Consider the following 22,032-nt stretch of genomic DNA (forward strand, 5'->3'; position numbering starts at 1 on the left):
ATTAGAGAAAAAGCTTTTCTATTTTAGGGATTGCCCTGGGAAGGCAACATACAACCACCCTGTCACCCGGGGTGATCCTGAAATTACCGAGGGCGATAATTCCCACCCCGTCGCGGATCACGCCGCCTATGATGGCCGACCGGGGAAAATCGAGTTCTTTGATAATATTCCCGGCTACTTCGGATTTAGGTTTCACTATAAATTCCAGTATTTCCGCATTCAGGTTATTCAATCTGGTCAGTGCAACGACCTCACCTTTACGGATATGGCGGAAAATATGATTTGCCGCCAATAATTTTTTATTGATCAGTGTATCAACACCAATGCTCTGGGAAAGCTGGAAGTAATCCATATTTTCGACCAGGGCGATAGTTTTCTTAATATTCCTGGACTTTGCCACCAGGCAAGACATAATATTGGTCTCAGAATTACCGGTAACCGCGATAAATGCATCCATGGAATCAAGGCTCTCCTCATCCAGCAATTCTACATTTCGGCAATCCCCGTTAATGACTAGGGCATTGGGAAGGGAATCGGCAATTTCAAAAGCTTTTTCCTTACTCTTTTCGATCAGCTTAACATTAAACCTGTTACCGCAAAGATCGCGGGCTGTATTCAGTCCAACTTTACTTCCCCCAAGGATCATCACGTTGCGGATCTCTTCTTTCTTTTTCCCCAAGAGTTTATAGAGTTCATCGACCCCTTTTTTATCTGTAATGAAATAGACCTGGTCCTCCTCGTTAAACACCGTATCCCCCCTGGGTATCAGTGTATATTGTGTACCTCTCCGCTGCATAGCGATAGGCATAAAGTGAAGTTCCGGGAATATCTCCGCAGCCTCTTTAACCATCTTGCCCACGAAAGGGGCTGTTTTGGGCAGGGATACCCCCAGCATAATGAGTGCTCCTTCTTCAAACTCGTAAGTATCGTTAAAGGCAGACTGATTCAGCAATAACTGTATCTCCGTAGCCGCCAGTTCTTCAGGCGAAATCAGCTCGTCGATTCCCAGCTGCTGGAATTTTATCAAATCCTTATGCTCAACGAATTCTGTATTAGAGATCCTCGCGATTGTTCTTTTACACCCCAATTGTTTGGCCAGCATACAAAGGGTGAGATTCGTTGTTTCGGATGCCGTAACCCCGATCACTAAATCCGAACGGTCTACCTGTGCTTCCTGCAATACCGATACCGATGTGGCATCGCCTTTTAGCACCCTGATGTCCAGGTGGCTGTCTGCATAGGCAAGGCTTTCTTTACGGGTGTCTATCAGGGTAATGTCCTGGGATTCATATGAGAGAAGTTTTGCCAAATGAAATCCTACTTCACCAGCACCTGCGATAATAATCTTCATTTACGAAATACATTGATTTTCATAAGCAGTATTCTTCTTCCGGAGGGAATGATATTGCGGTCGCGGAAATGCCCCACGCTGCCACTGCAGAAAGTTTGGGACAAAATTACATAAATTTCTTTTGGATGAATCCAAATTACAGGCCCAAATTCCGATTTCCAAGCTGTACGGTAAAGTTTGCCACAGAGAAGTATGCATTGTAGTATCTTTGCCAAAATCAAAGGTTTAAATGGCAAAAAAAATAACGCCTTATAAGGAATCTGAATTAGGAAAAAAGGCCCAGGTACGACAGATGTTTGACACCATCTCTGAACGCTATGACGGACTTAACCGGGTGATCTCTTTTGGGATCGATGTAAAATGGAGAAAAAAGGTCGTTAAACTTGTGACTGCAGCTAAACCGGAGACCATATTGGACATTGCCACCGGTACCGGGGACCTTGCCATACAAATGGCCGCCACGGGGGCTAAGCGCATTGTGGGGCTCGATATTTCACCCGGGATGCTTGAAGTCGGTAAAAAAAAGGTCAGCTCCAAGGACTTGGATGAAACGGTAGAAATGGTTGTAGGTGATAGTGAGGACCTGCCTTTTGAAGACCATAGCTTTGATGCCATTACCGTTGCCTTTGGCGTTAGGAATTTTGAGGACCTGGAGCAGGGTCTCTCAGAGATCTACCGGGTACTAAAACCGGGAGGTACTTTCGTGGTACTGGAAACCTCTGTTCCCACAAAGTCGCCTTATCTACAAGGGTACAGGGCCTATACCCGATACCTATTACCGGCCATGGGCAAGTTACTATCCAGGGATCGCGATGCTTATACCTACCTGTCAGAATCGGCTGCAGCATTTCCTCACGGGCAGGCCTTCAACAATATTTTAGAGAAAATAGGGTTTATAGGGGTGGAGAACAAGCCACAAACCTTTGGAGTGGCATCTATATATGTAGCTATCAAGTAGGTATGAAAAAACTTCTGTATTCCTTCATAGCATTACTGTGTTGCCATTCACTGCATTCCCAGTTTAATGAAAAGCCCATCCTAAACCTGCAGAACGAAGATAAAAAGCTTCTTAACTGGGGCTATTACCTTGGGTTCAACCAGTATGATTTCAAATTTGAGTATAAAAATGATCTTCCGAATATTCTGGTCGATAAATCCGCAGGTTTTAATGTAGGCCTTATCGGGGAACTCAGGCTGAATGAATTCACGGATGTCCGTTTTGAACCGGGATTGTTCTATACACAGCGAACCTTGGGATTCCCGGGCTTTGAAGAAGAAAGGGACGCCATCAGGATCGTAAAATCGACCTATATCAATTTCCCCTTGTTATTAAAGCTAAGCACCCGCAGGCTAGGCAACTGGAAACCATTTATTATAGGTGGTGGGTACGCTTCCCTGAACCTTGGAAGCAATGAAGACAGTCTTGATGACAACAGCAGCGGCACCTTCAGAATGAAGAAGAATGTCTATGGTTATGAAATGGGATTTGGCATTGATTTCTACACGGAATACTTTAAATTCTCCCCTTCTATCCGGGGGGTTTTTGCACTCACCGACGAACTTGTACGGGATGAAGACCCAAACAGTCCATGGACCGGGAATATCGATGCCTTAAAGACAAGAGGGATCTTTGTGAACTTCACCTTTGAATAGCACTACTAAATCAGGGTCTTTTCAGCTCATAGAGCAGGATGGCCGTAGCCGTGGCAACATTCAGACTCTCCGCGCCACTACCCGGGGCTGAAGGAATGCTGATCTTATCTGTGAGAAAACGGGCTACGTTTTCGGATATACCGTGTGCTTCATTTCCCATCACCAGAATCCCGTTAGCATTAAACTCACTCGAATAAACAGGGGTTGCCGCCATATAACTTCCATATACCGGACAGTTGGCTGCAGCCAGATATTCGGACAGGTCGGTATAACTGATGTTCACCCTGGCAATGGATCCCATGGTAGCCTGCAGCACTTTGGGATTATAACAGTCTACCGTCTCCCGGGAGCATACCAAGTTTCTGATCCCGAACCAATCACAGAGCCTGATTATGGTACCCAGGTTACCCGGGTCCTGCACATCATCCAGAACAATATTCCAACCCTCATAACCCGGCGAATCTTCCCCGTGCATGTAAAAGACTGCGAGGCCTTTATTGGGACTCCTAAGGCTGCTCATCCGCTTAAGATCTGATGCCGAGATCAATGTGATTTCTTCCTGGGTACCCGAGAAAATACCTTCTTCGGTAGCATAGACAGAGTGCACCCTGAGCCCGGAATCCAGCAAGTCCTGTACCATCTTAACACCTTCGGCTACAAAGAGCCCGTGCTGCATCCGGTTCTTTTTTAGCTGCAGGCTTTTGATAAATTTTATTTCACTTTTCGCAACCATTCAAATAATGTATTTTTGGTCCATATGAGCACCCCTCGGAGTATGAAAATGCGCTTTGCAAAAATAGGTTTATTATTGCTTTGCATGGCAATATCGGCCTGCAATACACTGAGAAGGGTAGATGAGGATGAATTACTACTTACCCGTAATACGATCTATGCGGATGACGAGAAAGTGGTGGACGCCGACATCAGGAGCCTGATCGTTCAGGAACCTAACAGCGCCCTTTTAGGCTACCCGCTTCGTCTCAACCTGTATAACCTTGCCAAAAAAAACCCGGATTCTTCCTACCAGGCCTGGCTGAGTGCCAAGCCCAGGAGGGCGGAAAGACTGGCATCTCTCCTTTCTGAAAAACAGGTTGCGCGTTTAGGAGAATCCTTCTTTGTTAAAGGTTACAGTGAATGGCTGAAGAATATCGGGGAAGCACCGGTCATCATCGACACCGCGAAATCGAGGAAGACCCTCCTTCGCCTCAGTTCTTATTACGACAGCAAAGGCTATTTTAACAATACAACCACCTTTGAGATAGACAGCACTAAAAGGAAGCAAAGAGCAGAAGTGGCCTATAGAATTGAATTGGGCCCGGGGTATTTTATTGATTCATTGGCTCATGATATAGAATCTGCAGCTATTGATTCTATCTACAACATCAATAAGAAGGAATCATTTCTCAGGGAAGGTCAGCAATTTAACCTCAGCAATTTTAACCTGGAAAGGGAGCGCTTAACCACCCTTTTCCGGAACACGGGTATCTATAATTTCCAGGAAAGTTCTATCACTTTTGACATCAGGCGAGACACTTCGCAGGTTGAGACCGATACGGATATGGAAGTCACCATGAATATTGAGAACCTGAGGCAACGCGGTGATACCTCCAATACTAATGCCGTATACAAGGTACACCGGTTAGAAAAAGTAAACATCTATGCTGATTATGGGCCTAATATGGTTGGAACAGAGCTGCAGTCCGTAGATTACGATAATTACACTATCTATTACCAGGACAAACTCAGGTATAAACCCAAGGCTCTTACAGACGCAGTATTCCTGGCCAAGGACAGCGTTTACCGGGAAATTGACCAGTTGCGGACCTACAGGCAGATTTCTAACCTGAACACCTTTAAGTATCCCAACATTGAATTGGTAGAAGACAGTACGGCGACAAAGCTGACTACCAACATCTATCTTTCTCCCCGTCCTAAATATTCCCTGGGAGTCGACTTTGATATTACGCATTCCAACATACAGCGACTTGGTGTAGGATTCAGTACCAGCCTGATTTCCAGGAATATTTTCGGAGGGGCAGAAACTCTGAGCCTGTCTGCAAGAGGGACCTTTGGACTGCTGAGCGATGAATCCCTTCCAGAAGATTACTTTTCCGAATGGGGTGGAGATATCAACCTGCTATTTCCCAGGATATGGTTTCCCATTTTCGATACCAAGAAGATCATTCCCTACTACATGCTTCCACAGACCAGGATCTCTGCCGGTAGCAGTTTCCAAAAAAATATAGGTCTGGACAAACAGACATTTAATACAATTTTCGGTTACAACTGGACGCCCTCCAATTTCAGGAAGCATGCCCTGGAACTCCTGAACATACAGTTTGTCCGGAATGTTAACCCGGATCGATTTTTTAATGTGTACACAAGTACCTATAACAGGCTGGACGATATAGCAGACGATTACCAGGACGATCCGGCCCTGAGCGAGTTCTTTGAAGAGACGGCAACACCGGGTGATCCGAGGCTAATCATCCCCAGTGGTACCAGGGGATTCATACAGGCTGTTGCATCCGGGCAGGTAGATGCAAGCAGGAACCAGCAATTAGAAGTTAACCGGATTGAAGAACGCCGAGAGCGACTGACAGAGAACAACCTCATCTTTACCAGTAACTACAGCTACACCCGGAATAACCGGGCTGGGATCACGGATAATAATTTTTACCAGCTACGGCTGAAATTTGAAAGTGCCGGGAACCTGCTGTCCGGTATCGCCAATTTTATTCCATTTGATAAAAACGACGCCGGCAACCAATTAGTTTTCGGAGTTCCATATTCACAGTACCTTAAAACCGAGGTGGATTATATTAAACATTGGGAACTGGCCGGGGAAGATGTGCTGGCCTTCAGAACCTTTGTCGGGCTGGCTGTACCCTATGGCAACTCGAACAGCATCCCATTTGTGCGCAGTTACTTTGCAGGCGGGTCTAATGACAACAGGGCCTGGAACCCATATTCTCTTGGGCCGGGAAGGACACAGACGCTTAACGAATTCAACGAAGCCAACTTTAAGATCGCGATGAACCTGGAGTACCGCTTTCCCATTGTGGGCAATATTAAAGGTGCATTTTTCGCCGATGCGGGAAACATCTGGAATCTTTGGGATAACGTAGATGACCCGGCCGCTACTTTTAATGGGCTGGAGTCCCTGGAAGATACAGCGCTGGGTACTGGATTCGGCCTGCGATATGACTTTACCTATTTCGTGTTCCGACTGGACTATGGCTTTAAGACCTATAACCCTGCCCTGGAACCGAGTAGCCGCTGGTTCAGCCAGTATAATTTTGCCAATGGGGAACTTCAAATAGGGATTAACTATCCTTTTTAAACCTAATTATTTTATTACTTTTGCCCCAATCAGGACTTATTAACTACTAGATAAACTACTATGTCTCATTCCATAAAACCAGGAGTTGCCACCGGTGACGAAGTACAGGAGATTTTCCGATATGCCAAAGAAAAGAACTTTGCATTGCCCGCAGTAAATGTGATCGGATCAGATACCATCAATGCCGTGATGGAGACTGCCGCGAGCCTCAATGCTCCGGTAATCATTCAATTCTCTAACGGGGGTGCCCAGTTTAATGCCGGTAAAGGCTTGTCTAACGACGGGCAGCAGGCAGCTATCTTAGGAGCTGTAGCAGGTGCTAAACACATCCACCAGTTAGCTGAGGCTTATGGCGCAACGGTTATCCTGCATACGGATCACTGTGCGAAGAAGTTGCTTCCCTGGATAGACGGACTGTTAGACGCCAGCGAAAAGCATTTTAAGGAAACAGGAAAATCCTTGTTCAGTTCCCATATGATCGACCTCTCCGAGGAGCCCCTAGAAGAAAACATCGCTATCTGTAAGGAGTACCTGGCCAGGATGAGTAAGATGAACATGACGTTAGAGATAGAGCTGGGTATCACAGGAGGTGAAGAAGACGGGGTAGATAATACCGATGTTGACGATTCCAAATTATACACACAGCCTGAGGAAGTAGCTTACGCCTACGAAGAGCTTTCAAAGGTCAGTCCGCGTTTTACTATCGCAGCCGCCTTTGGAAACGTTCACGGGGTATACAAACCCGGTAATGTAAAACTCACTCCTAAAATCCTCAAGAATTCCCAGGAGTATATTACAGAGAAATATAATGTAGCGCACAATCATATCGACTTCGTATTCCACGGCGGGTCCGGTTCTACTGTAGAGGAGATCAGGGAAGCTATCGGTTACGGTGTGATCAAGATGAATATAGACACCGATCTTCAGTACGCCTTCCTCGCAGGGGTAAGGGATTATGTGCAGAAGAACAGCGAATACCTGCAAAGCCAGATCGGGAACCCTGACGGAGAAGATTCACCGAACAAGAAATACTATGACCCAAGGGTTTGGCTCAGGGAAGGTGAGAAGTCTTTTAGTGACCGATTAAAAAAGGCCTTTGAAGACCTGAATAACATTAATACCTTATAAGGTTCCTAAAACCCTAAACAAAACAGCTTATGACAGCTTGGTTCAAACGCAAGGAAAAAGGAATTCAAACTGCTACGGAGCAGAAAAAAGATACCAAAAAAGGATTATGGTATAAATCGCCTACTGGAAAAATCGTTGAATCCGAAGAACTGGCAAAGAATTTCTATGTCAGCCCGGAAGATGATTACCACGTCCGAATTGGAAGTAAGGAATATTTCCAGATCATCTTTGACGATAATAAATTCAAAGAACTGGATGAAAAACTGACCTCAAAAGATCCGTTAAAATTCGTCGATACGAAATCCTATTCGGACCGCCTGGAATCCGCACAGAAGAAAACGGGACTTAATGATGCGGTTCGTACCGCGGTAGGGAAATCCCAGGGAAAAGACCTGGTGGTAGCCTGTATGGACTTCAGTTTTATCGGGGGCTCCATGGGAAGCGTGGTAGGTGAAAAGATCGCAAGGGCCATCGACCATTCCATCAAAAAGAAGATCCCGTTTCTAATGATCTCAAAATCCGGTGGAGCAAGGATGATGGAAGCGGCATTATCGCTGATGCAGTTAGCCAAGACCTCTGCAAAGCTCGCACAGCTGGCAGAAGCAAAAATACCTTATATCTCCCTTTGTACCGATCCCACTACCGGGGGTACCACGGCTTCTTACGCCATGCTTGGAGATATCAATATTTCGGAACCGGGAGCACTTATCGGCTTCGCAGGCCCAAGGGTAGTTAAGGAAGCGACCGGTAAAGAATTACCTGAAGGATTCCAGACAGCAGAATTTGTCCTGGAACACGGTTTCCTGGATTTTATCTGCCACAGGAGGGACCTGAAGAAAAAGGTAAATCTCTATATCGATCTTATCGAGAACAACCCTGTTCGCAAATAATAAGAAGGCCCTGTTAAAACAGGGCCTTCTTTTTTCCAGGAATTAATTAGCGATTAAACCTCCTCAGAAAGATCTCTTCTGTTTCCCCGTTCGGGTATGTCAGGATTCCTTTGGCATCACATTCGCCCGATCCAAAATCCAGCGACGCGGTCTGGTCATTACGTGAGATCTCCAGGACACCACTGACCAGGAAACGACAGGAAAGCTCCCTTCTCAGAGGCGTAATCACCTCTTTTTGGAAAGTATTCCCCTGTGGACCGGTAAAGGTTCGCAGCCCGGTGATCAGGAAAACATTGTCTCCCCAGAATCCACTGCCATAACCTTCTATCCATTCCCGGGTGCGCTGTCCTTCAAAGGACGCTGTCGCACCATCGGGCCAGGTAGCACTAAAACCGGCTTCGGCATCAGACTGGGGATTCCCGTTTTCGTTAGCACGCATACGCACTATGGAAGCGCTCCCGGTGATTGCGACCCCGTTAAAGGTAAAATCCTCCAAAGACAGGGCGAGTGTTTTGGTCGCCATGTCCATGTCCTTGGCATAACTGAGATAGATAATACCACTCAGGAAATTACCATTGGGCAATTCACAGCCATCTCCGAAATCAATGGTCTTGGTCTTGGTGTTAGCCGTGATCACCGTAGTGATGGTAACACATTCCGGAAGGAAACCAGAATTGAAGCTTCCTTTTGAACTGGATTCGATCTCATCGGTGGCATAAACTTCTTCACCAATGTTGAGCACTTCTTCCGAGATCATTTCAGATTCGTCAGAAATTTGTAATTCGGCCACTTCAAATTGCTCTTCCGCAATTTCGGCAGAGGCTTCTTTGCTACAGGACTGCAAGGCCACGATTGCCAGCAGGGCTATTCCTGTAATGTTCAAGGTTTTGAGACTTCTTTTCATTGTAACAATTTTTTAACATTTCAATAGTAGGACCTCGGGAAAAGAAAAAGGTTTAATTTTGCTCCTCAAAAATCGACGAGTGGCACGTCTATTCTAAAATTATTACTATCTTTGCCGTTCGATTGAAAATCAATCAGATACATAAAAATCATTTAAAACAATATTGGAATGTATTTAACTCAAGAAGTTAAGGCTGAGCTTTTTAAGAAGCACGGCGGGTCAGAGACCAACACAGGTTCTACAGAAGGGCAGATCGCTCTTTTCACGTACCGCATCAACCACCTTACTGAGCATTTAAAAAGGAACCACAAGGATTTCAACACAGAAAGATCCCTGGTACGCCTCGTAGGTAAGCGTCGTTCACTACTCGATTACCTGAAGAAAAAAGATATTGAGAAATATCGTGAACTCATCAAGGAATTGAATATCCGTAAATAACTAAGAAAGGGGAAGGCATACTTCCCCTTTTTTGTATTTTTATATTTCAAAGTCCCGGCGACGGGCAATTACAAAAAGCTTACTCCTGGTTTTTCATTGGTCAACACAACAACACAACCCTGGCCGTCCGGTAAGGCGGCAGACCATGTTTAACAAGACCCGGCATTTAGCCCCGGGTACTAATTCAATTTTATGATTCCAAAAACATTTAAAGAGGTCATAGACCTTGGTGACGGTAGAGAAATCTCTATTGAAACCGGTAAACTCGCCAAGCAGGCACACGGTTCTGTTGTAGTGCGTTCCGGTAACTGTATGCTTCTGTGTACCGTAGTTTCTAACTACAAGCAGAGCGATGTGGATTTCTTACCACTAACTGTAGATTACCGTGAAAAATTTGCCGCATCCGGGCGTTACCCCGGAGGTTTCTTCAAGCGTGAGGCACGTCCGAGCGATGGTGAAATTTTAACCATGCGCCTTGTAGACAGGGTACTTAGACCATTATTCCCTAAGGATTACCACGCAGAAACCCAGGTGATGATACAACTGATGTCTCATGATGATGACGTTATGCCTGATGCTATGGCCGGACTGGCTGCTTCTGCTGCCATCCAATTGTCTGACTTCCCATTTGAATGCGCTATCTCTGAGGTACGTGTCGGACGGGTTGACGGAGAATTCATCATCAACCCTACCCGTGCACAGCTCGAAGAGTCTGACTTGGATATGGTGATCGGAGCTTCTGAAGATTCCGTGATGATGGTTGAAGGAGAGATGAAAGAGATCTCTGAGGAAGAAATGGCCGATGCCATTAAATTTGCCCACGAAGCCATTAAAAAACAAGTTGCGGCCCAACACAGGTTGGCTGACGCTTTCGGAAGGAAAGAAGTCCGAGAGTACGAAACCGCACGCGAAGACGAGGAGCTTGAAAAGAAGATCCACGATATGGCTTATGATAAAGTGTATGCAGTGGCAAAAGCCGGATCTGCAAAACACGAAAGAAGCGCCGCGTTTTCTGAAATAAAAGAAGACATCGTAAACAGTTTTTCAGAAGAAGAACAGGAAGAGTACAACGGCCTGATCAGCAAGTATTATGCGAAAGCAGAAAAAGCTGCCATCCGTGATCTTACCCTGAATGAAGGAGTAAGGCTGGACGGTCGTAAGACCGACGAAATCAGACCGATCTGGTGCGAGGTTGATTACTTACCATCTACCCATGGTTCGTCTATTTTCACCAGGGGTGAAACCCAGGCACTTGCCACGGTAACCCTAGGAACTTCCAGGGAAGCCAACCAGATAGATATGCCATCTTTTGAAGGAGAAGAAACATTCTACCTTCACTACAACTTCCCTCCTTTCTCTACCGGGGAAGCTCGCCCGATCAGGGGAACTTCCAGGCGCGAGATAGGACACGGAAACCTGGCGCAAAGAGCACTGAAAGGAATGATCCCGGCAGATTGCCCTTACACCGTTAGGATAGTTTCCGAGATCCTTGAAAGTAACGGTTCTTCGTCTATGGCAACAGTATGTGCCGGAACAATGGCCTTAATGGATGCCGGGGTACAGATCAAGAAGCCCGTTTCAGGTATCGCTATGGGACTCATTACAGACACTGAAAGCGGGAAATATGCCGTTCTTTCGGATATCCTTGGAGACGAGGATCACTTAGGAGATATGGACTTTAAGGTTACCGGTACTGCCGATGGTATCACTGCTTGCCAGATGGATATCAAGGTTAAGGGACTTTCTTACGAGATCCTGGTCAATGCACTTAAGCAAGCCAGGGGTGGTAGGTTGCACATTCTTGACAAGTTGAACGAGACCATCGCTCAGCCTAATGATTCTGTAAAAGCCCACGCTCCGAAAATGGTAACTACTACGATCGCTAATGAATACATCGGTGCCCTTATCGGACCCGGAGGTAAGGTGATACAGGAATTACAGAAAGCTACCAAGACTACTATCGTTATCAACGAGGACCCTGTGACTGAAGAAGGAATTGTAGAAATTCTTGGAACAGACCAGGCCGGTATCGATGCCGTTCTTGCGAAGATCGACTCTATCACCTTTAAGCCACAGGTTGGAAGTGTGTACGAAGTTAAAGTGATCAAGATGCTCGACTTTGGAGCTGTCGTAGAATACAAAGAAGCCCCGGGTAACGAGGTATTGCTTCACGTATCAGAACTTGCATGGGAACGCACAGAAAATGTCAGCGATGTTGTCAACATGGGTGACGAATTTGATGTGAAGTATATGGGTACTGACCCCAGGACCCGCAAGGAGAAGGTTTCGAGGAAAGCCCTGCTTCCAAAACCGGAAGGCTATAAGGAGCGTCCACCAAGGAGTGACCGTGACCGTGGAGGAGATCGCAATAAACGACCTCATTCTAAGCAAAGAAGGGATTAATCTTATTCCCAGACACTTATAGTAAAAGCCCCTGTTCCAGGGGCTTTTTTTATGATCTAAGCGATTTATTCAAATTTTTCAATTCCATCTTGTAACATTTGGTAGTTTTCTACGTATAAGTATATGCAGCCTATGCATACTGCAATTTAATTTGAAAGGAAAAAGCTAGATGAGACAATTAAAAATCACCAAACAGGTAACCAACAGGGAAACCGCGTCATTGGACAAGTACTTACAGGAAATCGGTAAAGTGGATCTGATCACTGCCGATGAAGAAGTAGAGCTGGCACAACGGATTAAAGCCGGGGACCAGATCGCTCTTGAAAAATTGACCAAGGCTAACCTGAGGTTCGTGGTGTCCGTTGCTAAACAGTACCAGAACCAGGGACTTACCCTGCCTGATTTGATCAATGAAGGTAACCTCGGACTGATCAAAGCCGCACAGCGCTTTGATGAAACCCGTGGATTTAAATTCATCTCTTACGCAGTATGGTGGATTCGCCAGTCCATATTGCAAGCTCTTGCAGAGCAATCCCGAATTGTCCGTCTTCCACTGAACAAGATCGGATCTATCAACAAGATCAATAAGACCTTTGCATTCCTGGAGCAGGCTCATGAACGGATTCCGTCCGCGGAAGAGATCGCGAAAGAACTGGACATGACTGTAGAAGATGTAAAACAGTCTCTGAAGAACTCCGGCCGCCACGTATCCATGGATGCCCCGCTTATCGATGGTGAGGATTCTAACCTTTACGATGTTCTCCGTAGTGGAGAATCTCCTAACCCGGATAAAGAATTATTACACGAGTCGCTACGAACCGAAATTGAAAGAGCACTGGAAACACTGACGCCAAGGGAGGCCGATGTGATCCGCTTGTATTTCGGTCTTGCAGGACAACACTCCATGACCTTAGAGGAAATCGGTGAGACTTTTGATCTTACCAGGGAGCGTGTAAGACAGATCAAGGAAAAAGCAATCAGGAGGTTAAAGCACACTTCCAGGAGTAAAATCCTGAAGACCTACCTGGGCTAAGAAAATACTATTGCGATTATAAGCTATTCACCCGTTGTGATTTTGGTATAATAATTGTAATTTGTAACCACAACAACAGTATATCATGACTGTTCGTTTTTTGATTGATGAATGAACTCCGGCTGATTACCGGAGTTTTTCATTTTATATAGGTCAATTGAGGCCTATTACCCATATTAATGGTGAGTCCGGGGAAATACATCATTTCCTTACCTTTGTAACTATCTTTATCCGTAAAACGCCCATGAAGCATTTAAAAATTGCCCCTTCCCTACTCGCAGCAGATTTTGGCAACTTAGAACGCGATGTAAAACTGGTAGAAAACAGTGTGGCAGACTGGCATCATCTCGATATTATGGACGGCTTGTTCGTACCTAATATTTCTTATGGCATGCCTATCGTAAAGACTATTGCATCCCATGCCAGCAAACCCCTGGATGTACACTTGATGATCGTGGATCCCGATCGCTATATCAGTGAGTTTGCAAAACTCGGGGCTTATATGCTTACTGTTCATGAAGAGGCATGTACACACCTTCACAGAACAGTGCAGGCCATTAAAAAAGAAGGGATGAAAGCAGGGGTCGCCCTGAACCCGCATACCCCGGTAAGTTCATTGGAAGATATTATACAGGATCTTGACCTGGTCCTGATTATGAGCGTTAATCCCGGGTTTGGCGGTCAATCGTTCATAGAGAATACCTATGAAAAAATACGTAAGCTGAAAGAACTTATTTCGGCTAAGGGATGCGAAACCCTGATAGAAGTAGACGGTGGCGTAGGACTACAGAATGCTGGTAAACTGAAAGCTGCCGGGGCAGATGTGCTGGTAGCAGGAAGTGCAGTCTTCGGGAGTCCTGATCCCGCTGCCACTATCCAGGAATTAAAAGACAGTTAGTATTGATGGAAGCATATGATGTATTGATCGTTGGCGGGGGGCCCATTGGGATCGCCTGTGGACTAGAGGCAAAGAAAAATGGATTGAAGTATCTCATTGTTGAAAAGGGTCCTATTGTGAATTCCCTGTTCAACTACCCCATCAATATGCAGTTCTTTTCATCATCCGAAAAACTGGAGATTGCAGAGATCCCTTTTATCAGTAAAGAGGCGAAACCAAAACGAAATGAAGCCCTGGAATATTACCGGCGGATTGTAACTTCTAACCAGTTGAACATTCATTTATTTGAACGAATTCAAGGGGTTGAGAAGAATGATGATTACTTTATTATTACCTCTGAGAAGACACGCTACCAGGCAAAGAATGTCATCGTTGCCACCGGTTTCTATGATTTGCCCAATAAAATTAATGTACCGGGGGAAGACCTTCCTAAGGTATCTCATTATTACAAGGATCCCCATTTCTATGCCAGCCAGAAGCTAGCGGTCATTGGAGCCAGTAATTCGGCTATAGACGCCGCCCTGGAATGTTGGCGCAAAGGTGCGGAGGTTTCCTTGATCATCCGAGGCCCCGAAGTGGGACAGCGCGTTAAGTATTGGGTGAGACCGGACATCATTAACCGGATTGAAGAAGGTAGTATCCAGGCCTATTACAATTCGGTTGTCAAGGAAATAAGGCAGAACGAAATTGTCGTAGAAACCCCTGAAGGGGAAACCGTATTAGAAAATGATTTTGTATTGGCCTTAACAGGCTATAAGCCAAATTTCAATTTCCTTCAAAAGATAGGGATTAAACTGTCTGACGACGAGAAGAAGCTACCGGTTTACAACCAGGAAACCATGGAAACCAATGTGCCAGGGCTTTACCTGGCCGGGGTTATTTGCGGGGGTATGGAGACCCACAAGTGGTTTATTGAAAACTCCAGGATTCATGCTGATATGATCATCGCATCAATACTTGAGAAACAAAAAAATAAAGTGACTTCCTGAATTTGATTTCCATTCCTGACAGATCAGATCATGGGCCAGGTTTCGTATCTTAGGTTAATTACCATTCTTATATGATCCAGACAGATACAACATCTACACCAACTGCACAAACCATCCATCCCTTTGCCCTGCTTTTTCAAAAGCAGCAGGAGCAGATGCTTATCACCGGTAAGAGTACTGCTCGGGAGCGTATAGAAAAACTGAACCGACTTTTAAAAGCGGTGCGCGAAACCTATCGTCCTCAGATACAGGAAGCCCTGTTCAAAGATTTTAAGAAACCGTATACGGAAACAGATCTCACCGAGATCTACCCTGTTGTGCAGGAAATTAAGCACTGCAGGAAGCACCTTCACCAATGGATGAGGAAACAGCGCGTGGACACTCCACTTACGCTGTTCGGAACCTCTTCCTGGTTCCGCTACGAGTCTAAGGGAGTATGCCTGATCCTATCCCCCTGGAACTTCCCCCTGAATCTTACTTTCGCTCCTTTGGTTTCGGCCATAGCCGCAGGAAATACGGTAATTCTTAAACCTTCAGAAATGACCCCCCATATTGCGGGGGTGATGCAGCAGATCGTGGAAGAGCTGTTCCGGGAAGAAGAAATTGCCATGGTACAAGGCGATGCTGAATCCGCAAGGGAATTATTAAAGCTCCCATTTAACCACATTTTCTTTACCGGCTCCCCGGGAATCGGGAAGAAGGTCATGGCTGCGGCAGCAGAACATCTCAGTTCTGTTACTTTGGAATTAGGAGGGAAATCTCCTGTGATCGTGGATCAGAGTGCTAACCTGAAAGCTGCCGCCAAAAGGATAGCCTGGGGTAAATTCATCAATGCCGGGCAGATCTGTGTCAGCCCGGATTACCTGTTGATTGAAGAGACTGTAAAGACCGAATTCTTTCAGCTGCTGGAGCGAGAGGTGACCCAATTCTTCTCTGCTGACCCTAAGAATTCGGCATCATATAGCAGAATTGTGAATCAACGCCACTTTCAGCGATTAAAGAAACACCTGGATGACGCCCACCAGCATAGTGCTGTTACCCATTTGGGCGGAAAACACGATGCAGACGACCATTATATCAGTCCCACGGTCATCGAAGGATTGCCGGATAATGCAAGCCTGATGCAGGAAGAGATCTTTGGGCCGGTACTCCCGGTGAAAACCTATACAGACCTGCAAGAGGCGATCACTTATGTCAACAGCAAGGAAAGACCTTTGGCTCTCTATATCTACAGCAACAAAAAAAAGCATATTAAGAGGATTCTGGATGAGACCAGGGCAGGCAGTAGTTGCATTAATTCCAATGTGCTGCAGTACGCCAACACTAACCTGCCTTTTGGCGGGGTAAATAACAGCGGGATCGGCAAATCTAACGGCATCTACGGTTTTCGGGAATTCTCCAACCAGCGGGCGGTACTAAAGCAGTATAACCGGGGTATCATTCAGTTACTCTTCCCTCCTTATACATCCTGGAAACAGAGGATTGCCGAGATTACACTTAGGTGGTTTTGAAGTAACCGTATTCCCGACTTATAACACAGCAAAGGTCAATCTTATGTTTCTATGTGCCTTTGTAACTCTCGCCTTACGGATGGTACGCTCAGTGGTTGGCGGTTGGCAAAAAATCATTCCGGTATAGACTATTAATGCAATTAACAATCTACCTATGTCCCTATGTACCTGTGTCCCTGTGTAACCCCCGCCCGTACCGGACGGCACGTTCGGGCGGGCTGTAACCCTGTAATAAATGAAACTGCAAGCTTCCTGCAGTGAATACACCTAACTTAAGCACGGGGCGGGGTTAAGAACCCCGGGTAAATATTGCATCTACAATGCAAGCTTTATGCAGTGAAGAATCTTATCTTATCTCCGGGGCGGGATCAGTGATCCCCGGCTCACTTACTTCCTAAATTGCTCTTAGGATACCTCTGTATTTCTTCCCCCCACATGTATCATACGAAATGTTACTGCCCGGACTGCGTCCATCAAGGCGGGCGGGTAGGTAGTTCACAGAAACATTTTTCCATAATAGCCTATAACTGTAATCATCAATCTGCTCTTGTCCCTATGTCCCTGTATACCTGTGTCCCTGTGTTACCCTGTAATAAATGAAACTGCAAGCTTCCTGCAGTGAATACACCTAACTTAAGCACGGGGCGGGGTTAAGAACCCCGGTTAAATATTGCATCTACAATGCAAGCTTTATGCAGTGAAGAATCTTATCTTATCTCCGGGGCGGGATCAGTGATCCCCGGCTCACTTACTTCCAATACTACTCTTAGGATACCTCTGTATTTCTTAACCCCACATGTATCATACGAAATGTTACTGCCCGGACTGCGTCCATCAAGGCGGGCGGGTAGGTAGTTCATAGAAAAATATTTCCATAATAGCCTATAACTATAATCATCAATCTGCTCTTGTCCCTATGTCCCTATGTCCCTGTGTAACGCTGTAACCCCCTAAAAAAAGTGAATTAATTATTTAACCCGGCCCTTTCTATAGAGCTCGAGTACGGATTAACTCCGTTGATCCTCACCGCGCTCCCCTTTGCTAATCGAAAAGTCCCACGGCTATGCCGTATGCTTTTTTTATACCCGAGGCTCACTAAAACCGTTGGTTTTGTTCGCAAATGAATACATTTCTTATATGGAGGATTAACTCCGTTGATCCTCACCGCGCTCCCTTTTGCAAATCGAAAAGTCCCACGGCTATGCCGTATGCTTTTTTTATACCCAAGGCTCACTAAAACCGTTGGTTTTGTTCGCAAGTGAATACATTTCTTATATGGAGGATTAACTCCGTTGATCCTAACCGCGCTCCCCTTTGCAAATCGAAAAGTCCCACGGCTATGCCGTATGCTTTTTTTATACCCAAGGCTCACTAAAACCGTTGGTTTTGTTCGCCTAAGGGTATAAAAAAAGTCCACAACTCTCGTTGTGGACTTTTGGTTTGTAGTGACCGCGGGAGGATTCGAACCCCCAACCCTCAGAGCCGAAATCTGATATTCTATCCAGTTGAACTACGCGGCCTCCTGTATTATAAGGAAGTATTTAAGCAATGCCCCCTTTTCCTTAGGGAGCGCAATTTACATAAAAACTGCTATCCGGCATCAAAAAATTTCTTCCATTTTCCCGCCGGTTACCCATAGGTATTATTGCAATTTAGCCTTCACTATCGTGGAAATGGTTTTGCCATCCGCCTTCCCGGCCAATTCCTTGGACACCATGCCCATTACTTTACCCATATCCTTCATTCCCTCCGCATTCGTATCAGCTATCGTACGCTCTACGACGGCTTCGATCTCTGCTTCCGAAAGCTGCTCGGGTAAATAAGATTCTATGATCTTCGCTTGGGCCATCTCGGGTTCTGCCAGGTCTGCCCTGCCCTGTTCCTTGTATATCGCTGCACTGTCTTTGCGCTGCTTGACCAATCGTTGTACGATCTTGATCTCTTCTTCTTCTGTCAGCTCGTTACCGGCCGATTTTTCTGTTTTTGCCAATAAGAGAGCGGCCTTGATCGCACGTAAGGATTCCAGTCGTACCGCATCCTTAGATTTCATCGCGGTTTTCATCTCGGTCAGCAATTTTTCCTGTAAAGCCATATCCACCAATTTTAGGGCTACGAAGATAAAAAATAAACCCGGATAAGTATTACTCTCCGGGTTTATCAGCACTGGGGGAAACGTTTGGGCAAATTAGTCCACGTTGTCGTGCAGGAATGAGTTATTTGAACGGATTTGCATTTCATCATTGCTGTCTTCACCAAGTGAAGTCCTGGAGATTTTTCCTTCCTTATTATGGGCAGAAAGGTCTACTCCCTGACGTTTATACGCAGGCTCCTTCTCTATTTCATCAATATTATTTACGTTATTCTGGAACTTGTAATTGAAGTCCTTCAGCTTTTTCCTGCGCTCGGCAGCACGTTCCTTCAGTAATGCCTCTATAGGGCTGTTCATCGGGTCTGGTTCTTCAGTATCCGCTACGGTTTGCTTGGATTCCTCCTGGCGGACTGTCTTTTTCTCGAACACCAACTCACTGTCTTTCAGCTTAGGCTCAAACTTCTCGGCCTTTGATTTTGCACCGGTAAGTTTTTTCTCCAGGTCCATATAATCATCCAGACTATACCTGGTCTCTCCATCTTTGTTATATTCTAAAACGGGTACCACCTCTATATGATCCTCTACATCCATATCCCTGACCTCATCGTCCAAGCTAAAAGTGATGGTGTGTTCTTTTTCTTCTTCCTGTACCGGTTCCTCCTTCTTTAAAGGCATATCAAAACTAAAAGCGATCTGGTCTCTATCCGATCTCTTTGAAGAGACAACCTCCGGGTCCACTACTTCTATAGACTCCAGGGATTCCTTAGAATCGATTATAATAAAGTCCTCTTCCTTCACCCCCGTAGCAACCACTTCGTCATAGAAAACATTAAAATTCCTGATGTAATTGGTCGTAGGGATCAGGTCCATCTCCTCTTCCTTCTTTGCCTTAGGCTGTTGCTTCTGAGCGGGTTTCTGAACGATCTCTTCATCTTCCAGTACATGAACTACCGGCTCCTGGCTCAGGTTACGGGTTGCTTTTTGTTCATCCTCCAGCGTATGGATGATCTTTTTGGATTCGGTATTGACGATCTCATCCTGCTGGTCTATATTAAAACCCGTAGCGATGACGGTTACGGCAATAGCCTCTCCTAAGTTTTCATCTTCCCCAACACCCATGATGATATTGGCTCCATGACCTGCCTCGATCTGGATGTGATCATTGATCTCACCGATCTCATCGATAGTAATCTCCTGGGCCCCTGAAACGATCAGCAACAATACGTTCTTGGCTCCCGTGATCTTATTATCATTAAGCAATGGAGAATCCAGTGCTTTCATTATAGCCTCGTTGGCCCTGTTTGATCCTGAAGAAACTGAAGACCCCATAATTGCCGTACCGCTATTGGATAAAACGGTCTTTGCATCCCTGAGGTCAATATTCTGGGTGTAGTGGTGGGTAATTACTTCTGCAATCCCCCTGGCTGCGGTGGCAAGCACTTCATCTGCCTTAGAGAAACCTGCTTTAAAGCCCAGGTTGCCGTAAACTTCCCTTAATTTATTGTTATTGATCACGATCAGGGAATCCACATTGGCACGTAATTTTTCGATCCCTATCTGTGCTTGTTTGCATCGGCTCTTACCTTCAAACTGGAAAGGCATGGTAACGATCCCCACCGTTAAGACGTCCATCTCCATGGCGAGTTTAGCAATAACAGGTGCAGCTCCTGTACCGGTTCCTCCACCCATCCCGGCAGTGATGAAGATCATCTTGGTCGTAGTATCCAGCATCTGCTTGATCTCTTCCATACTCTCCAAGGCTGCCTGTTCGCCGACTTCCGGGTTTGCGCCCGCTCCTAATCCCTCAGTCAGGGAAACCCCCAGCTGAATTTTGTTGGGCACCGAGCTGTTCTGTAATGCCTGAGCATCGGTATTACATATTACAAAATCCACACCGTTTATCCCGGCCTGGAACATGTGGTTGATGGCGTTACTTCCGCCTCCACCTACTCCGATCACTTTAATTACGTTGCTTTGATTCTTGGGCAAATCAAAGGCGATGTTGTCAAATTCGGTGTTGCTGCTCATGATCAATAATTTTGAGGTTTTTATGTGCTTCTGTGTATTCTGATTATTCTGCGTTATCTAAAAAATCTTTCAATTTCTCAGACCAACGGTCAAAGACCGACTTCCTTTCTCTGCGAACTCCGGTCTGTGTACCTTCCTCCATGGTGGTTTCCAGTACTAATTCTGTATCAATCTCTTGTTGGGTATCTTCTGCATCATGTTTCATGCGACCCTGGTTCCTGACGGCATTCATCAATAATCCAACCGCTGTAGCGTAGAGCGGACTTGCGATCTCTTCATCAGAATCCCCCGCCAGGTGCTCGTTAGGGTATCCAATCCGTGTATCCATCCCGGTGATATACTCTACCAGTTGCTTCAGATGCTTTAACTGGCTGCCTCCCCCGGTGAGGACAATACCCGCAATTAATTTTTTCTTTTGTTCTTCGTGCCCGTAATTCTTGATCTCTACGTATACCTGCTCTATGATCTCCACTACCCTTGCGTGAATGATCTTTGAGAGGTTTTTCAGGGTGATCTCCTTGGGCTCCCTGCCCCTAAGACCGGGAATGCTCACGATCTCGTTATCCTTGTTCTCGCCCGGCCAGGCAGAACCAAACTTGATCTTCAGCAATTCGGCCTGCTTCTCAATGATAGAGCAGCCTTCCTTGATATCCTCGGTGATCACATTTCCACCAAAAGGAATTACCGCGGTATGCCTGATAATTCCATCTTTGAAGATGGCAAGGTCTGTTGTACCTCCCCCTATATCGATCAATGCTACACCTGCTTCTTTCTCTTCCTGGCTTAGAACAGCATCGGAAGATGCAAGGGGCTCCAGGGTAATATTCCCTAAATCAAGTCCTGCACTTTTAATACAACGCCCTACATTCTTGATGGAAGACACCTGGCCAACCACAACGTGGAAATTTGCTTCCAGCCTGCCTCCGTACATCCCCATGGGTTGTTTAATTTCGCCCTGTCCGTCAATACGATATTCTTGCGGCAGTACATGGATAATCTCCTCACCGGGTAACATTACCAGTTTGTAAACCTGGTTACAAAGTTTATCCAGGTCATCTTCGTTGATTACTTCTTCAGAGTTGGCCCTGGTGATGTAATCACTGTGCTGTAAGCTTCGGATGTGTTGTCCGGCTATTCCAACGACTACAGAACCTATCTTTAAACCGGAATTTGCTTCGGCCTGCTCCACAGCCTGCTGGATAGATTGTATCGTCTGGGTGATATTGTTAACCACCCCACGATGAACCCCCAGGCTTTTAGACCTGCCGATCCCAACCACTTCAATCTTGCCGTACTCATTTTCTTTTCCAATGATGGCGACGATCTTGGTGGTCCCTATATCGAGTCCGACTGAATAATTCCCTTGTTCCATAT

General features: G+C 45.8%; 18 protein-coding genes and 1 tRNA gene. 11 read left to right on the forward strand and 8 right to left on the reverse strand.

Annotated features, from left to right (window positions below; all coding sequences use genetic code 11):
- Position 1: 1 nt before the first annotated feature.
- Complete coding sequence (trkA, locus tag PP178_RS00135) at positions 2-1,351, reverse strand: Trk system potassium transporter TrkA (RefSeq protein WP_272592282.1); 1,350 nt, start codon at positions 1,349-1,351, stop codon at positions 2-4.
- 229 nt (positions 1,352-1,580) lie between these two features.
- On the opposite strand from trkA, the gene ubiE reads away from it, so the two are divergent.
- Together ubiE and porT are read left to right on the forward strand one after the other, a co-directional pair.
- Complete coding sequence (gene ubiE / locus PP178_RS00140; protein ID WP_272592283.1) at positions 1,581-2,309, forward strand: bifunctional demethylmenaquinone methyltransferase/2-methoxy-6-polyprenyl-1,4-benzoquinol methylase UbiE; 729 nt, start codon at positions 1,581-1,583, stop codon at positions 2,307-2,309.
- 2 nt (positions 2,310-2,311) lie between these two features.
- Positions 2,312-3,004, forward strand: coding sequence for a type IX secretion/gliding motility protein PorT/SprT (gene porT / locus PP178_RS00145; protein ID WP_272592284.1), 693 nt, complete (start codon positions 2,312-2,314; stop codon positions 3,002-3,004).
- Positions 3,005-3,014: 10 nt separating this feature from the next.
- Here porT and PP178_RS00150 read toward each other — a convergent pair whose 3' ends face one another.
- Complete coding sequence (locus tag PP178_RS00150; RefSeq protein ID WP_272592285.1) at positions 3,015-3,737, reverse strand: RNA methyltransferase; 723 nt, start codon at positions 3,735-3,737, stop codon at positions 3,015-3,017.
- 84 nt (positions 3,738-3,821) lie between these two features.
- Between PP178_RS00150 and tamL the strand changes: the two genes are divergently transcribed.
- From tamL to accD, 3 genes are read left to right on the forward strand one after another with little or no spacing between them, the layout of a single operon-like run.
- Positions 3,822-6,347, forward strand: a complete 2,526-nt coding sequence (tamL, locus tag PP178_RS00155) for a translocation and assembly module lipoprotein TamL (protein ID WP_272592286.1) — start codon at positions 3,822-3,824, stop codon at positions 6,345-6,347.
- A 60-nt stretch (positions 6,348-6,407) separates the two neighbouring features.
- Positions 6,408-7,475, forward strand: a complete 1,068-nt coding sequence (gene fbaA / locus PP178_RS00160) for a class II fructose-bisphosphate aldolase (protein ID WP_272592287.1) — start codon at positions 6,408-6,410, stop codon at positions 7,473-7,475.
- 29 nt (positions 7,476-7,504) lie between these two features.
- Positions 7,505-8,365, forward strand: coding sequence for an acetyl-CoA carboxylase, carboxyltransferase subunit beta (gene accD / locus PP178_RS00165; protein WP_272592288.1), 861 nt, complete (start codon positions 7,505-7,507; stop codon positions 8,363-8,365).
- A gap of 46 nt (positions 8,366-8,411) precedes the next feature.
- Here accD and PP178_RS00170 read toward each other — a convergent pair whose 3' ends face one another.
- Positions 8,412-9,269, reverse strand: a complete 858-nt coding sequence (locus PP178_RS00170; RefSeq protein ID WP_272592289.1) for a hypothetical protein — start codon at positions 9,267-9,269, stop codon at positions 8,412-8,414.
- Between the two features lie 168 nt (positions 9,270-9,437).
- On the opposite strand from PP178_RS00170, the gene rpsO reads away from it, so the two are divergent.
- The 6 genes from rpsO to PP178_RS00200 all read left to right on the forward strand — a co-directional run bounded on the left by rpsO (position 9,438) and on the right by PP178_RS00200 (position 16,541).
- A complete protein-coding gene (rpsO, locus tag PP178_RS00175) occupies positions 9,438-9,707 on the forward strand; it encodes a 30S ribosomal protein S15 (RefSeq protein ID WP_133643583.1) in 270 nt (89 codons plus the stop codon).
- Positions 9,708-9,899: 192 nt separating this feature from the next.
- Positions 9,900-12,110 carry a polyribonucleotide nucleotidyltransferase gene (locus PP178_RS00180; RefSeq protein WP_272592290.1) on the forward strand — a complete coding sequence of 737 codons (2,211 nt, stop codon included), beginning with the start codon at positions 9,900-9,902 and terminating at the stop codon, positions 12,108-12,110.
- A 169-nt stretch (positions 12,111-12,279) separates the two neighbouring features.
- Positions 12,280-13,143 (forward strand): sigma-70 family RNA polymerase sigma factor, encoded by an 864-nt coding sequence (locus PP178_RS00185; protein WP_094997794.1) that lies wholly within the window; start codon positions 12,280-12,282, stop codon positions 13,141-13,143.
- Between the two features lie 244 nt (positions 13,144-13,387).
- Positions 13,388-14,041 (forward strand): ribulose-phosphate 3-epimerase, encoded by a 654-nt coding sequence (rpe, locus tag PP178_RS00190; RefSeq protein ID WP_272592291.1) that lies wholly within the window; start codon positions 13,388-13,390, stop codon positions 14,039-14,041.
- A gap of 5 nt (positions 14,042-14,046) precedes the next feature.
- Positions 14,047-15,030, forward strand: coding sequence for a YpdA family putative bacillithiol disulfide reductase (locus PP178_RS00195; RefSeq protein WP_272592292.1), 984 nt, complete (start codon positions 14,047-14,049; stop codon positions 15,028-15,030).
- Positions 15,031-15,101: 71 nt separating this feature from the next.
- A complete protein-coding gene (locus PP178_RS00200; RefSeq protein WP_272592293.1) occupies positions 15,102-16,541 on the forward strand; it encodes an aldehyde dehydrogenase family protein in 1,440 nt (479 codons plus the stop codon).
- A gap of 707 nt (positions 16,542-17,248) precedes the next feature.
- On the opposite strand, the gene PP178_RS00205 is transcribed toward PP178_RS00200, so the two are convergent.
- The 5 genes from PP178_RS00205 to ftsA form a co-directional block, all read right to left on the reverse strand.
- Positions 17,249-17,401 (reverse strand): hypothetical protein, encoded by a 153-nt coding sequence (locus tag PP178_RS00205; RefSeq protein ID WP_272592294.1) that lies wholly within the window; start codon positions 17,399-17,401, stop codon positions 17,249-17,251.
- A 586-nt stretch (positions 17,402-17,987) separates the two neighbouring features.
- Positions 17,988-18,061, reverse strand: a tRNA-Arg gene (locus tag PP178_RS00210).
- Between the two features lie 122 nt (positions 18,062-18,183).
- Entirely contained in the window at positions 18,184-18,633 is a 450-nt protein-coding gene (locus PP178_RS00215) for a GatB/YqeY domain-containing protein (protein ID WP_272592295.1), read from the reverse strand.
- A gap of 93 nt (positions 18,634-18,726) precedes the next feature.
- The gene (gene ftsZ / locus PP178_RS00220) at positions 18,727-20,658 is read right to left on the reverse strand and encodes a cell division protein FtsZ (protein WP_272592296.1); all 1,932 of its coding nucleotides are present in this window, start codon (positions 20,656-20,658) and stop codon (positions 18,727-18,729) included.
- Positions 20,659-20,701: 43 nt separating this feature from the next.
- Positions 20,702-22,030: a cell division protein FtsA gene (gene ftsA, locus PP178_RS00225; protein ID WP_272592297.1), complete on the reverse strand. Its 1,329-nt coding sequence runs from the start codon at positions 22,028-22,030 to the stop codon at positions 20,702-20,704.
- Between the last annotated feature and the right edge of the window lie 2 nt (positions 22,031-22,032).

It is taken from the genome of Zeaxanthinibacter sp. PT1 (assembly GCF_028464225.1).
In the GTDB taxonomy this organism is placed as follows: domain Bacteria; phylum Bacteroidota; class Bacteroidia; order Flavobacteriales; family Flavobacteriaceae; genus Zeaxanthinibacter.

Bases quoted from the DNA above. Each gene is read 5' to 3' on its own strand.
- trkA (WP_272592282.1), bottom strand. From the start codon at position 1,351: ATGAAGATTATTATCGCAGGTGCTGGTGAAGTAGGATTTCATTTGGCA.
- ubiE (WP_272592283.1), top strand. From the start codon at position 1,581: ATGGCAAAAAAAATAACGCCTTATAAGGAATCTGAATTAGGAAAAAAG.
- porT (WP_272592284.1), top strand. From the start codon at position 2,312: ATGAAAAAACTTCTGTATTCCTTCATAGCATTACTGTGTTGCCATTCA.
- PP178_RS00150 (WP_272592285.1), bottom strand. From the start codon at position 3,737: ATGGTTGCGAAAAGTGAAATAAAATTTATCAAAAGCCTGCAGCTAAAA.
- tamL (WP_272592286.1), top strand. From the start codon at position 3,822: ATGGCAATATCGGCCTGCAATACACTGAGAAGGGTAGATGAGGATGAA.
- fbaA (WP_272592287.1), top strand. From the start codon at position 6,408: ATGTCTCATTCCATAAAACCAGGAGTTGCCACCGGTGACGAAGTACAG.
- accD (WP_272592288.1), top strand. From the start codon at position 7,505: ATGACAGCTTGGTTCAAACGCAAGGAAAAAGGAATTCAAACTGCTACG.
- PP178_RS00170 (WP_272592289.1), bottom strand. From the start codon at position 9,269: ATGAAAAGAAGTCTCAAAACCTTGAACATTACAGGAATAGCCCTGCTG.
- rpsO (WP_133643583.1), top strand. From the start codon at position 9,438: ATGTATTTAACTCAAGAAGTTAAGGCTGAGCTTTTTAAGAAGCACGGC.
- PP178_RS00180 (WP_272592290.1), top strand. From the start codon at position 9,900: ATGATTCCAAAAACATTTAAAGAGGTCATAGACCTTGGTGACGGTAGA.
- PP178_RS00185 (WP_094997794.1), top strand. From the start codon at position 12,280: ATGAGACAATTAAAAATCACCAAACAGGTAACCAACAGGGAAACCGCG.
- rpe (WP_272592291.1), top strand. From the start codon at position 13,388: ATGAAGCATTTAAAAATTGCCCCTTCCCTACTCGCAGCAGATTTTGGC.
- PP178_RS00195 (WP_272592292.1), top strand. From the start codon at position 14,047: ATGGAAGCATATGATGTATTGATCGTTGGCGGGGGGCCCATTGGGATC.
- PP178_RS00200 (WP_272592293.1), top strand. From the start codon at position 15,102: ATGATCCAGACAGATACAACATCTACACCAACTGCACAAACCATCCAT.
- PP178_RS00205 (WP_272592294.1), bottom strand. From the start codon at position 17,401: ATGAACTACCTACCCGCCCGCCTTGATGGACGCAGTCCGGGCAGTAAC.
- PP178_RS00215 (WP_272592295.1), bottom strand. From the start codon at position 18,633: ATGGCTTTACAGGAAAAATTGCTGACCGAGATGAAAACCGCGATGAAA.
- ftsZ (WP_272592296.1), bottom strand. From the start codon at position 20,658: ATGAGCAGCAACACCGAATTTGACAACATCGCCTTTGATTTGCCCAAG.
- ftsA (WP_272592297.1), bottom strand. From the start codon at position 22,030: ATGGAACAAGGGAATTATTCAGTCGGACTCGATATAGGGACCACCAAG.